This is a genomic window from Pseudomonas sp. P135, assembly GCF_020312125.1.
Lineage (GTDB): Bacteria > Pseudomonadota > Gammaproteobacteria > Pseudomonadales > Pseudomonadaceae > Aquipseudomonas > Aquipseudomonas fragariae.
On record NZ_JAGPYR010000004.1, the window covers coordinates 390,995 to 404,825 of the forward strand.

Sequence of the window (13,831 nt, forward strand, 5' to 3'; positions counted from 1 at the left end):
AAATTGAGTGCAAAGCAATATCACATCGGGAAGGCAAAAGGCCATAACATCCTCATCCTCATCCTCATCCTCATCCTCATCCTCATCCTCATCCTCATGCTCTAGCGGCGACCGGCACAAACTAAGCATCGTCCCGTATCTGGATCAACGATTTCTCGGCAGCTGGGTGATTTTTCATCAGCGCCAACACACGATGCCCTTGTCTGGAAGTGTCACCTGGAAATGATCAACTCGATCCAGTCGTGATTTGGACTCCGGCTTTGGTAAGCAGCTCGTAAAGCGTTGCAATTTTTGTTCGTGCGCCCCGCGAAGCACAGTAAGTGAATATGACCCGCTGTTTAGCGCGGGTGAAAGCTACAAAAAATCCTGCCGTAGCCTCAATTTCATCCTGGGAAAAACTCCACCAGGCGCCATCATCCAGTCCGACAAAGATAACGGTGTGATACTCAAGGCCCTTGCTCTTGTGGATCGTCATCAAAGGAATTGCGTGCACGCCTTCGTACATGTCGAGGGCGTGGGACCAGTCCGTACTGTGGAGCGAGCTGGATAAAAGATGCTCCGCCGTTGCATCTAACACTTTTTCTAGCCAGCTTCCTTGGCCATAAGCGGCGTTGAAACGGATCACATGCTCTGCACCCACAAAATTTAGGATGTCATCAACAAGTGCGCGTGTGGCCACCTTGCTTCTCGGGGGGAGGGGGTAGCGTGCAGTCAGTTCAGTTGCATATGTGTCCAACACACGAGCAAGCCTACTCTGCCTGATTGAGTCATCGGCATCGATCCCTCTCATTGAGGCGAGCCAATTCTGGCAAGTTGACCAATAACTCCCTGCTCGCGGAGTCATTGAGAGGCGGAGAACGTTGACCACCAGCTTCGAGATTTCCTCCGTCATCAGCTCCTGCAGCATTACTTTGCCGACCATTCCAGCTTCGTTACGCAGCGCCAGATTTTCGCTCGCGAAGGCAGGTTCTAAGAGTTCGGCATATTCTCCCGCCTTTTGTCGAACCAGTATGACGAAGTCTCGAGGAGCCAGTTTCAGGTCGGTAATGTATGACGCTACTGATTGCGCTAACTGACGCGCTTCAGTTTTCGGATTCGGGAAGTCGAGAATTGAACAGCTTTCTCCGTCAATTGTGCCATCAGTCTGAGATATCGGCTGCACAGCTTGTACATCTAATGCCTGTGCCAACACGTGCTGAATACGTACCAAGTCCGGCGAAGATCGATAATTGTTGAAGAGCGAAGTCCGGACACCACCGAAATCAGCATCAAATGCAGAGAAAGGATCATCCATCGCCATTGCCCAACGCATGATCTGCTGCTTGTTATCTCCGACAGCAGTCACGATGGTTTCTGTGCCTCGAAAAATCGTGCTTACAAGATCGTACTGAACTCTGGTGGTGTCCTGGAATTCGTCCATGAACAAATGCGAATAGGTGAGGCGCAAGGCATCCCGCGCCATCGGATTGACTCGCAGCAGCAATTCAGCGAGACGGCCAATCATTGGGAAAGACAGCACACTGTTGCCACCGCCGTGGAGCGACACTCGCCAGAATGCATCTGCCGCCCATTGCGCGACAGTTGGGTCTGGCCATCCTTCTACAGGTAACGGCGAGCCAAGCAGGTGCCGACGCTCAAATGTTTTAGACCCTATCTCACGAACATCATTTCTCGTTCCGATTACCGCAGGTGGCGGTGGAAGGTCATGCAGGTAATCGCGAAAATCTCGCTCCGTGTGAGTCGTGATCTCGTAATCGGGTCTTGGCCTCCAGCGGTCAGGTAATGCCTGACCGAAGCGGTCGACCAACCCTTTTGCAAACGCATCAAACGTCATGGAATCGAAGCGGCTCGCATGGGAATGGTGGCAGCGTTGACGTACGCGTGCTGCCAGATTAGATGCCGCATCACGTTTGAAGCTGATAGCCAGAATGCGTCGTGGGGAAGGGGCAGTATCCGTCTGCAGGAGAAAGGCGGCGCGCTGCGCAAGCAGTTCTGTCTTGCCAGCGCCTGGCCCCGCAATGACCGACCGATTTTTTCTCGAACGGACCACCTTCAGCGCATTCGCTTCCAGAGCTTTAACCCCCACGGGTTTCCAATCCTCACGAGCAATTCGGCGTGACGAAACGGCCATAATCAGTCTCGCCTTAAGGAGTTGGAAATATGCCAAACGACTTCAGACAGAACTGTTGGCATTCGTGCAGTCAGGCTCGCCTTGCTGACTCGAGCCAATGCCGCCAAGTGCGTAGCTGGCTTGCTGTGTGTCAGGAAGTGGTACCGATAGCCCGGAAACAATGCGGGGTAATCCTCAAAGGGTCCCGTGTACACCGAAAGTCCTGGACCTGACGTCCCCAGCACAACCTCAGCGGCCTTATCAGCAGCCATGCGAGGACCTCCCCCTTTAGGAATAACGGCGGCATAGTCATCAGGGAAGGCTTTCAGCATGCCGAGATCAAGATCTAGTGGTGCTGAAAAGTAGACCCCGTATGGCTTCAAGCTGTTGATCCAACCCAATAGGGTTGAATGGTCAGGCGAGTTGCTCCATCCGTGCATATTTGCGAATGCCGCATCGGCCAGAACGCCGCTTGTGGTTTCTAGCAATTTGGCCTTGGGCGCACCGAACTCAATGAGCTTCTCAATCGCTGTTTTCACTCGCCCCCACCCCCCACCATCACGGCCGAGGTCCAAGTCAAGCAGAGTCGCGTGAGGGATACCTAGGGCTTTAAGTAAGCGCCAAAAATATTGGACGTGTCGTCCACCGAGAGGGACGATCGCGACAAAAGCAGGGTCAATGAGAAGATCAAGTGCCTCGGCGAGCTGAGGGAGTACGATTCTTTCCGAATCGCCCTCGACAAGCAGAACGAACCGTGCGAAGTAGAGTTCGGGATAAGCCAAGATGGCCCCACGCACGAATTTGCTGGCTTCCACATCGTCAGTTGGCAGCTCAATTCGCTTCACAGTAGATACGCGGGTCTTTGCGTTACAGCGGCAGTAACGGACCTCGCTTGGATCGATTCGGCTAAGAACCGCCGGCGAATGACTCGTGATTATGGCCTGCGCACCGCTGGCCTCAGTCAACGATCGAACCTGGCGGATGATGCGAGCAAGGAAGTAGGGTGAAAGATGGTTTTCTGGTTCCTCAAGAGCAAACAGTGTGAGCGCGGGAATATGGAGTGCATCTTCTCGAAAACCGGCCACAGAACCTTCAACGACCTCACGCTCTAGGTCAAAAACAGCGGCGGCCAATGCAAAATAAAATAGCGACTGCTGTCCATCACTGAGGGCTTCAATACCTCTCTCTCGCCCGTCAGGTCCCTGCTCAAATATGACTGCGATCTTGTTGATCACTTCCTCAAAACGTCGGCTCACCAGACTGAGCCTAGGCTTAGTATTGGAAGCGTCGTCATGCAGGTCGGCCCAGCGTGCTTGCAGAGCCTCGGTAATTGCAGTGATCGCAAACTCGCCTTCAAACGCAGCAGTCAGGCTCTCAGTCGCCTCTTGCACTTTGTCTTCGGTGTCAGAGGACCATTCAATGGCCCTCAGGAGACGGGCGGCCAGCGTGCCGGCAGTTGCTCGGATTTGGCCGGCGGCATCTCGACTTGCAGGGGTGTAATAAAGTTGTATGAGGCCCCGATCGGTCACTGCCACCGGTTGGTATTTGTCCTCTGCGGGCTCGTCATCTAAGCAATCGATCCAAAAAAGACTCTGTGACACCTCTCCCTCAAGCGTACCGTCGTCATCCCACTGTGCCTGAAGCCGCATTCGGCAAACGGGCGCCTGGGCTGCTCTCGTAATCAGCATGTGCCGAAATGAAGGGGCGATGGTTTCCGCGGTTGCAGACCCGTCCAACAATTCCGGGAAGGCAACGATCGCCTCGATGAAGAGCGCTTTGGAATCGCGGCTCTCAGGATCCTCTCCAGGAGCTAGGTGGAAATCCGAAAGTGATACGGTGCGCTGCGCCCGCGTAACCCCAAACAGCTTAGACATAGCCTGCAAAAGCGCAGTTTTACCCGCAGCATTAGGGCCAACGATCGTGGTGACCTCATCTGAGATTGGAACGGAAATCTCATTCGGGCCGAAACAGCGAAAGCCAGAGATCGTGATCGACTCGATGCGCACAGGTTCCTTCCTCAATGCGGTAACAGGCACACATGCTCGTTACTATCGGGCGAGATTAACGCAGTAATAGTCCGCGCACAGCCCTTGAACCCGGATTTTTATGCCATTTTCGCTTGTCAGGCCAAAACGTCGGGCTAACTGCGTGAGAGCAGCAAGCTGATTCCAGGGCCCCGAACAGTAAGCGAGAACACCCTTAATCCATTAATGAGCGTTTCGATAACCATCTTCACCTGATCTAATTATGGGCCGACCTGGCTTCGTACTACTCGTACTAGAGAGCTCTACTAAATGCCGAACCCTCCACGCAATCATCACTTCGTCCCTCAACATTTCCTCAAAGCTTGGCAACACAAAAATGGCAGAATTTACCGTTATCGCCGGTTGCCTTCGAGCGGTGCGATCGAAATCAAGTCAGTGGCCATAAAGCATACTGCTTCGATCCAAGACCTTTATCGGCTCGACTTTGCAGATGGAGGATTTGAGGTCGAATCCAGCTTTATCACCCCTATGATTGATGAAGCGGGTCATAAAATCATCGAGAAGGCGCGTGACAGCAGTGTTCAAGATTGGGAATTGGACGACCGTCGGCAATTGGCAAACACGCTGACACTGATGGAGGCTCGCCACCCAGACATCCTCAAAGCCATGGATGTCCGCCAAGAGCTTGAGCTGTTCAGGAAGGAGATGAAAGACGGACAGCGGTCCTCGCATCGCTCAATTGATGAAGTTATCGATTACCTCAAAGCAAGCAGCTCTCTGGGTGTGCTGTCATTACTTTTGCTTGCCCAGAACGAACAAGTCCCGTTGATTGACGAGGCGTTTTCAGATGGCCTTGCGGCAGCGAACATGCGGGAATATAGCTGGGAGCCACCTTGCTTGCTCGCGTCAGATTACCCCCCATCCCGCTGGGGGCATTATCTGAAAGACCTGCTGCTCATCATCGCAATCGCGCCAGGTAAAGGATTGGTGTATTCCAGCGATCCTAACGTTACGGTTTACGATCGACTTAAGCCGCATACACGTGCTCGGCTCATCAACCTATACACGTTGGCGAAGGCACGTACGGCTTACTACATTGACGATACGCAAGGTGAGTTTGTAGACACGCATCTCGGCTGGGCTCACGACTGTACTACCCTCAAAGAGCAGCGGGAATATGTCTCAAACTTCTTGATGAACGAAGATGCCTGGGATCTTGAATGCCTCGACTGAGTGTGGATCCTATTTAACCTGGCGCCGCGTCACGGTATACATAGTCAATAACTGCCTACGCCTCACCAAAAAGGACCCCATGTGATGCAGATGAAGGCTGAAGATAAGGTCGTCTCGCCCTCCCAGTTCATGCGTCAGATCCGCCCCGAGCTCTATTCCGACTCTACCCGCAAGATCAAATACCAGCTCAAAGCTGAGGTCCTGTCTCATCACTTGGAGACCATCACCGAGCGTAATCAGACGCATGACTTTGAATTGTTCTGTCGCAAGCTTTGCGAGCGGACGATTTGTCCGAACCTGAGGCCGGCGACTGGGCCGGAGGGCGGTGGTGACAGCAAGGCCGACACCGAGACCTCTCCAGTTTCTGACGAAATAAGCACCCTGACTTTTGTTGGTACGGCAAATAGCGGCACCGAACGGTGGGCTTTTGCTTTCAGCGCAAAAAAAACCTGGGCCGACAAGGCCAGATCCGATGTGAACGGAATCGTGGCCACCGACCGTGGATACACCAAGATCTTTTTTGTGACATCGAGAGCTGCGCGTGCGAAAGATCGTGCCCGCGTAGAAGATGAGCTGAGCCGTTTATACGGTGTCCGGGTAACCATTCATGACCGAGCGTGGATCATCAATGAGGTTATCGATAAAAACCGCCTGGACCTCGCGGTCAACTATTTGAAAATCGGTGACGAAACGGACGATCTAGCTCTAGGCCCATCAGACTATTCCCGTAAGCAGCAGCTTGCAGATATTGAGCGAGAGCTTGAGGATCCTTCTGCATTTGTTGGGATGAAAATGCAGCGCGCGTCGGAGGCACTTTTGGCAGCAACTCTGGCGCGAGGGCTGGAGTTGCCGCGAACGGATGTGGATGGCAGATTTCTTCGTGCTATCCGGCTGGCGGACGACGGGGGGACGTACCGACAGCAGCTCACCGCACGTTACGAATCTCTCTGGACTGCGTTCTGGTGGTTTGATGACCTCAAGGCGATTCTCGATGGGTATGAGGGGTTCGAGACTCGGGTCATCGATGATGAGAATGCGATAAACCTCGAGATGCTCTGCAACCTCTTGCAACTCCTGTTCAATATGGTCATCCACCGTCATCGCACACCGGAAGAGGTAAGACTTGAACCCCGGATAGCCCGACTGTCCTCTCGGCTTGCCGAAATGGCGAGCGATAGCAGCCGCCCGAACAACGCCCTTGAGGCAAGGACTTCTTTGCTCACGATCCAGCTCAACGAAGCTTTTATCTTTGGAGAGCCAGAACAGGTTTCATCGCTGTGGCCAAAGTTCTCCGACACTCTCTTGGAGGCTGATGGTTTAGGGGAGTTTAACGCCAAGCGACTGGTAAGGCTTATCGAAGTGTTCGGCGAGGCAGCAGGCAAAGATCGCGGTTACCGAAAGCTTGTAGACCAACTATCTGACTTCGTGGCTAAGCGCTCAGGAGAAGTTCAAGGGGCAGTGGTATTGCTCAATCGCGCTAAGCAGCTCGACTTCGACGAAAAAATGGAGGTGATCCGGCTTCTCGGTAAAGCAGTCCGGCTGCTTTCCAAAAAGGAGAACGCTGGAGATCTCGCCGACGCACAGCTTCAACTGGCGCTTGCTTACCAAAGTGCAGGCTTGCTTTGGGCAGCACGCGCGGGCTGTACCTCAGCAGCGGCGACCCTCTTCATCGAAGGTGAAAAGGATGGAGAGCCGCCGCTAATAGTGTTCCCGGCGCTCATGAACGCAGCATGGCAAGCAGCCCAGCTTAAGCACTTCCCCGAACTGCTTGAAACTATCCAGATTGCGCGGGGATGCCTGGCCTCTCTGCCTTTCAGTGATAGCGCAAAGAAGCGCGCCGCTGAACAGCTGAAAAACTATGACATGGTCCTTGCCTGTCAGTTGGCAAACCTGTCCAGGGATCAGATTCCAAGGCTGAAATCGATCCCTGATGTCCTCGCAGGATTAGGACTGGATGTAAGCAGGACTACGCTGCTATACCTCCTGGGATATGAGGACGTACTGAGAAAGGAAGGTTGGGTACCCGAAAGCGAAACTACTGAGGCTGTTGAGACTTTTTTCAATCAGTTAGCAGGACAGCCGGCGGGCGATGCGAGCTGGCGACCGCCAATTTTCAACGGCCCGGATGCTCAAGAGTATGTCACCTCGGTATTGGGCGTTCAGGTGCATGTTCGGCATGAACCTACCGATGTGAGTATCACCGTCGCCGAAGCCATCGTCGGGACGATCGAGGCCTTCTTCGCAACAGCGTTTGAGCTAGAAGCTTTCGCTCATACAGAGCGTTTCCAAATCGAGATCATCGAAACGGAAATCGCGTCTTTCGAGATTGCTGCTGATTTGGATCGAATGAGCGTGACCGTCCGCTGGCCTAAGAATATGTTCCCGTGGAACCCGGCGGTTCACAGCGATTTTCTCTCCATGCTGCTAGAAGTCGCAGCCATAGTTTTCTCTGCGACCTGCACCGCAAAGAATTTCGAAGATGCCGTTGACCAGCTATTCAAAGCAGATGCCGCAATGGAACGGGTCGCGATGATCGGTTCGCTTTGTTTTAGTCGGGAGCGCATTTTCAATGGTGTGGCACGCCTTGAGTTGTGGGAAAAGCATGCACTAAAAACGTTCGAAGCCACTCCAAGTAGGCCGCAGGTTAGACGAGATCCGAAGGCAGCCAGAGCAGGCGTGCAACCCGAGAAACCACTACCCACCGATGCAGAACCTCCGAAGTTTGCGGACCATCGCGGTGTAGCAGTACGATCAGTGATCGACGTTCACCTTTGGGACCGCGCTCGCTGGACAGGCGTGGCTTATGGGGCGCTCGATCTAGCCGCCCCGCCCTTCATGGCGCTAATGTTCAGACATCGGGATGCGGCCGTAAAAATTTTTGAGCGGTGGCGAGAGCGATTCGGGACAATAGATAAGAACGATGAGATCCTCATCGACATAGTTCGCCATTTTTCCTCAGAGCATCCATCGCATTACGGAATGGCTATCACTTCAAACATCCAAAGGGATGAAGAAGATCAACGAACGCCGATGCTCACTGTACGCTCCATAACAATGGAGCCTGCAAGTGAGGTAAATCTTTCAAGGTTTTTGGCAGACTACAAGAAGGCCGGGGCTTACCTGTTAATGCCCATGGTCCTACTCCCAGGGCATCCACCGCAACTCATCAAAGAGGTATACCTTCTGAAGAAGTCGTTGACCGTCAGTGAGGCTTCTGACGTAGGTCCAAGCGACTTAGGGTATATGTTCCTTTACCCCCGAGGCTTCGACCGAAGCCCTGGATGAGCGTGAATCATTCGATAACTTCGGAGGCAGATTGAAACGGATCGCTTGCCTGGGATGGGGCTCTCTGATTTGGGAGCCTAGGGATCTCCCTATTCGTGGCCCGTGGGCAGAGGACGGACCTTTGCTGTCGGTTGAGTTCGCTAGGCAATCACAAGACGGGCGGATGACGCTGGTGCTGGTCGAAAACGAGCGTCTAGTCCCTTCGCAGTGGGTGTTCATGGAGTCGGCGGATCTTGCATCCGCCGTCGAAGCATTACGTCTGAGAGAGGGCATTCCCGCTAAGAACGTGGGTAAGCATATCGGCCAGTGGTCTCGCGGTGAAGCCGCACCAACATCTATACCTTCCTTGACTGGATGGGCGGATGCGCGCGGTATTACCGACGTCGTTTGGACCGGCTTACCGCCGAAATTCAGTGGGCAGGAAACCACACCGTCAGCTGACCAGGTCGTCGAGTATTTGCTCAAGCTCTCTGGCGAAAAACTCCAACGTGCTGAGCGATACGTTCGCTTGGCTCCTGCGCAGATTGATACTCGATACCGGAGCCAAATTGAATTAACGCTTGGCTGGTCTCCTTATGTTGCAGATAGCAAACTTTAGCCTGGATTTGAGTTGAGCAGGACGTTGCTAATCCTTGGGACGGGCTCTCATCTGGCGGCCGAGCGCCGACGCTGCGTCAAAAAACCAAGACGCAGGGCAGGCGTAGCGGCGCCTTTCGACAGGCAACACTGTGCCGTCGAGTAGTCTCGCTAAGGTCGAAAAGATGGGGGAGGATTGACAGCCGCTTTGAAAAAATAGACATTGCGGGTTCTCAGGACGCAAGTCTGCTTCGCTAAGCGCGGTCAGTCCTCTCAGGATTGGCCGCGTTTTTCTACATTTTGGGCTCTCCTTTTCTGCTCATAGGTCATGATATTTATGACTGATCAGAATCTCAAGCAAACGGCTTGCTCTCATTTGTTCTAAACGATCACATATGGATCGTCAGAGCAGTTGAAATCTGGTTTTAAATTTTCGCTTCAATTCGCTGGTTCGATTACGAATCTTCTAAACGAAGCAGAATAATGGTCATTGATCTTATTCCAATATCTATCCAAAATCCACAATAAATCTAACTGTGGATTTTCTAGTCAAATAGTCCCAATACTAAGTTTCTCAAAATAAATACTTAACAAGTAATCATAATTAACTATCTACTTGTACAGCTATTATTTCAACGCATCAGCCTCTCAACACCTGAGTTAGCCTGCTGACCTTTTCAGCCTATACGGGCGGCCATCTGATCCTCCCCCGATGCATCGCCACCTCAGACGAGAGGAGTAGGGCGTTCCGACATGAAAACCTAGGCAAAAAAAACCGCGAAGCGGGCTTGATGATGATCGGCGGAGACCAGAACTGATCCCCGGCCGGTCAACTATTTGTGAAACCGTGCAGCTATTTTGTAAACCTACAGCCTGAAACAGACTCTTGCGGCGAAAATGGAACCGCTCCACCTGTTTGCTCCACTCAAGGTTTGAACCTTTCTGATGGAGTATCAGGACATGATAAATTTCAAATCCCTGCAAAATAACCTCGATTCCACGCTCACCCGCGCGTTGTCCGACGTGGATGACGTGCTGGACGGGGGCAATGGGCATTTCACCGCCGACGACATCGATGCCTTCAGTGAGGCGAGCCAGCAGGCTGCGGTCAGCTCCAACATCGCTGATCAATGCCAGCAGGCTGGTTATAAAATGACCAAAAATGTCATCGATGGATTTCAGTGAGTTCGAGGAGGTCGTCGGCCTGTGGCGTGATCAGCGTCCGGCGAGCCCGCTCGACTGCTGGGTTGACGACGCCAACGCACGGCTGGAAAGGGTGGGCGGCGGAGTCCGTTGCAGCATCGAGTTACTCGACCCCTATGACGCCAACGACCCTCAGCGTATCGAAGCATTGCTCAGTCACGGCGGTGCCAGCCTGGCGTGTGCCTGTGACGGCGCGTTCGCCATCGATCCGCAAACGCGCTGCATGGTGCTGGTCAGCTGGATGCCTGGCCCCTGCAGCCTTGCCGATCTGCTGAACCGTCTGGAAAGCCTGGCCAATCAGCGCGCGGCCTTGCTCAGCCTGATGCACACCACTCTGGTCAATTCCGTGCCCGCCTTAGCCGGGCGCACGACCCTCAATCACCGGCAACCGGGAGTTTGAAATGCGCAAGGCCTTGATGTGGTTGCCTTTATTGTTGATCGGGCTGTCCCCCGCCACGTGGGCGGTGACCCCCGAAGCCTGGAAACATACGGCTTACGCCTACGATGCCCGGCAGACCGAGCTGGCGACAGCGCTGGCCGACTTCGCCAAGGAATTCGGCATGGCGCTGGATATGCCGCCCATTCCCGGGGTCCTCGATGACCGGATACGCGCTCAGAGCCCGGAAGAGTTTCTCGACCGCCTGGGCCAGGAATATCACTTCCAGTGGTTTGTGTATAACGACACGTTGTACGTCAGCCCCTCCAGCGAGCACACCTCGGCACGCATCGAAGTGTCATCCGACGCGGTAGATGACCTGCAGACTGCCTTGACCGATGTAGGGCTGCTGGACAAGCGCTTCGGGTGGGGGGTACTGCCTAACGAGGGCGTGGTTCTGGTTCGTGGCCCGGCAAAATATGTGGAACTGGTGCGCGATTACAGCAAGAAAGTCGAAGCGCCGGAAAAGGGCGACAAGCAGGACATCATCGTATTCCCGCTCAAGTACGCCAGTGCCGCGGACCGCACCATTCGCTATCGCGATCAACAACTGGTGGTCGCCGGGGTGGCCAGTATTCTCCAGGATTTGCTGGATACCCGTTCTCGTGGCGGGTCGATCAATGGTATGGATCTGCTGGGGCGAGGCGGTCGCGGTAACGGCCTGGCGGGCGGTGGCAGCCCGGACGCTCCGAGTCTGCCGATGAGCTCCAGCGGCCTCGATACCAATGCGTTGGAGCAGGGCCTCGATCAGGTGCTGCACTATGGCGGCGGCGGCGGCAAAAGCGCTGGAAAAAGCCGCTCTGGCGGTCGGGCCAACATCCGTGTAACGGCCGATGTCCGTAACAACGCCGTGCTGATCTACGACTTGCCCTCGCGCAAGGCCATGTACGAAAAGCTCATCAAAGAGCTGGATGTTTCGCGCAACCTGATCGAAATCGACGCCGTGATCCTCGACATCGATCGCAACGAGCTGGCAGAACTGTCCAGCCGCTGGAACTTCAATGCCGGGAGTGTCAACGGGGGCGCCAACATGTTCGACGCTGGCACCAGCTCCACCCTGTTCATTCAGAACGCCGGCAAGTTCGCTGCCGAACTGCATGCGCTGGAAGGTAACGGTTCAGCCTCGGTGATCGGCAACCCGTCCATTCTTACCCTTGAAAACCAGCCGGCCGTGATCGACTTCAGTCGCACCGAATACCTCACCGCGACGTCGGAACGCGTGGCCAATATCGAGCCCATCACCGCTGGCACCAGTCTGCAGGTGACTCCGCGCTCGCTGGACCACGATGGCAAGCCTCAGGTGCAACTGATCGTCGATATCGAGGATGGTCAGATCGACATCTCCGACATCAATGACACGCAGCCAAGTGTGCGCAAAGGCAATGTCAGTACCCAGGCCGTCATAGCCGAACACGGTTCACTGGTCATCGGCGGTTTCCATGGCCTTGAAGCCAACGACAAGGTCCACAAGGTTCCGTTGCTGGGCGATATTCCCTACATCGGCAAACTGCTGTTCCAGTCCCGCAGCCGCGAACTGAGCCAGCGCGAGCGCCTGTTCATTCTGACGCCAAGACTGATTGGCGACCAGGTCAACCCGGCTCGCTATGTGCAGAACGGCAACCCTCACGATGTCGATGATCAGATGAAAAGGATCAAGGAACGGCGTGACGGCGGTGAGCTGCCTACCCGCGGCGACATTCAGAAAGTCTTCACGCAGATGGTCGATGGCGCTGCGCCAGAGGGCATGCATGATGGCGAAACACTGCCCTTTGAAACCGACAGCCTGTGTGACCCGGGCCAGGGCCTGAGCCTCGATGGCCAGCGCTCGCAATGGTATGCACGCAAGGACTGGGGTGTGGCCGTCGTGGTAGCGCGTAACAATACCGAAAAACCGGTGCGCATCGACGAGAGTCGCTGCGGTGGTCGCTGGGTCATCGGCGTCGCCGCCTGGCCCCACGCATGGCTGCAACCGGGCGAGGAGAGCGAAGTGTATATCGCGGTACGTCAGCCACAGATATCGAAAATGGCCAAAGAGAGCCGGCCATCACTGCTCCGGGGGGCAAAGCCATGAAGATCAGCAGCGTTGCAGTCGTGTTGGTGGTGTTCGCTACCCTGACCGGGTGCGCCACCCACGGTTGTTCGGGCACTGCCTGCAAACGTCCGGACTCCACCAGCCGCGAACTGGTCATCTGGTGGCCCCCGGACATGCGTGACGGTCTTGACGATCAGGACCACGAGCGCGATTACACCGTCGTGAAGTTAAGGGACTAGACATGATTGAGGTCGAGGAGAAAACAGCGTTCTACTACAACGTTGCGGCACAGAGCCCTGCGGTCTGGCCGGTGGCAAACGGAGTCTCCTTCGTCAGCCGCCGCGAGCACCATGACTGGGGCATTGCGCTGCACATCGAGGGTCGAGCGCTGCGTCCCGAACAACTCAGAGAGGCGCTGCAACTGAGGTTTTCAGAAGCCGAACGATTCAATGACTACTTTCTGTTCCTGGATATGCGGCGTGATTTCGTCGTGTGGCACGCGGTGAGCGACGCCCCCCATGCCGTCACCAATCTGGATGATATCCGGCGAAACGAACTGATACTGGCAGGCCTGGATCATCTGGCTTAGGAGATAACAACCGCATGAAAAAAAGACCGCCCCAGTGCAGATGGGGCGGTCTTTTTTTGGGGCAGCTGAAAGCTGCGAGCGGCAAGCCTCAAGCAGTATTGGGGAATCTTGCAGGACGCAGTCAGTAGCAGGAGATAATACGCAGGGAATGGGAGAGGGCTGGTGCATAAGCAATCACCAGGCTCTATACGTAAAGTGGCTTCGCTCGGTGATGCTGCGTTAAAAACAGGCTCGAGCGCGGGTCCGATCGGAATGCTCATTTACAACACGTAGAGTCGAACGCGACCCCGGCCGTTCCTCGCCTGTTTTTGCCTTGCCTGACCTTCGCTCCTCGACTTTTCGTACAGAGCCTAAAGTCAGTAGGTCAAGATTGCAAAGTGGT

At 54.7% G+C, this 13,831-nt stretch carries 10 protein-coding genes; 8 read left to right on the forward strand and 2 right to left on the reverse strand.

Translation table 11 applies throughout. The annotated features are described in order from the left end of the window. Positions 1-226: 226 nt before the first annotated feature. The gene (locus KBY08_RS08710) at positions 227-2,131 is read right to left on the reverse strand and encodes a UvrD-helicase domain-containing protein (protein WP_225651113.1); all 1,905 of its coding nucleotides are present in this window, start codon (positions 2,129-2,131) and stop codon (positions 227-229) included. Between the two features lie 2 nt (positions 2,132-2,133). Then, entirely contained in the window at positions 2,134-4,116 is a 1,983-nt protein-coding gene (locus KBY08_RS08715; RefSeq protein ID WP_225651114.1) for an ATP-dependent nuclease, read from the reverse strand. A 288-nt stretch (positions 4,117-4,404) separates the two neighbouring features. Here KBY08_RS08715 and KBY08_RS08720 point away from each other — a divergent pair, with 288 nt between their 5' ends. The 8 genes from KBY08_RS08720 (at position 4,405) to KBY08_RS08755 (ending at position 13,449) form a co-directional block, all read left to right on the forward strand. Then, positions 4,405-5,328 (forward strand): DUF4238 domain-containing protein, encoded by a 924-nt coding sequence (locus KBY08_RS08720; protein WP_225651115.1) that lies wholly within the window; start codon positions 4,405-4,407, stop codon positions 5,326-5,328. A gap of 84 nt (positions 5,329-5,412) precedes the next feature. Continuing rightward, positions 5,413-8,613 (forward strand): tetratricopeptide repeat protein, encoded by a 3,201-nt coding sequence (locus tag KBY08_RS08725; RefSeq protein WP_225651116.1) that lies wholly within the window; start codon positions 5,413-5,415, stop codon positions 8,611-8,613. Between the two features lie 163 nt (positions 8,614-8,776). Further along, positions 8,777-9,211, forward strand: a complete 435-nt coding sequence (locus KBY08_RS08730) for a hypothetical protein (RefSeq protein WP_010424307.1) — start codon at positions 8,777-8,779, stop codon at positions 9,209-9,211. A 923-nt stretch (positions 9,212-10,134) separates the two neighbouring features. Beyond that, the gene (locus KBY08_RS08735; protein WP_173427831.1) at positions 10,135-10,374 is read left to right on the forward strand and encodes a hypothetical protein; all 240 of its coding nucleotides are present in this window, start codon (positions 10,135-10,137) and stop codon (positions 10,372-10,374) included. Then, positions 10,352-10,792: a type III secretion system protein HrpG gene (locus KBY08_RS08740; protein ID WP_004418828.1), complete on the forward strand. Its 441-nt coding sequence runs from the start codon at positions 10,352-10,354 to the stop codon at positions 10,790-10,792. The genes KBY08_RS08735 and KBY08_RS08740 overlap by 23 nt, the downstream gene beginning before the upstream one ends. 1 nt (position 10,793) lies before the next feature. Continuing rightward, on the forward strand, positions 10,794-12,899 hold the full coding sequence (sctC, locus tag KBY08_RS08745) for a type III secretion system outer membrane ring subunit SctC (RefSeq protein WP_225651117.1): 2,106 nt from the start codon (positions 10,794-10,796) through the stop codon (positions 12,897-12,899). Beyond that, positions 12,896-13,099, forward strand: a complete 204-nt coding sequence (gene hrpT, locus KBY08_RS08750) for an HrpT family type III secretion system protein (RefSeq protein ID WP_003314144.1) — start codon at positions 12,896-12,898, stop codon at positions 13,097-13,099. Before sctC ends, hrpT begins: the two co-directional genes overlap by 4 nt. 2 nt (positions 13,100-13,101) lie before the next feature. Further along, complete coding sequence (locus tag KBY08_RS08755) at positions 13,102-13,449, forward strand: negative regulator of hrp expression HrpV (protein WP_003339817.1); 348 nt, start codon at positions 13,102-13,104, stop codon at positions 13,447-13,449. The last annotated feature ends 382 nt before the right edge of the window (positions 13,450-13,831 follow it).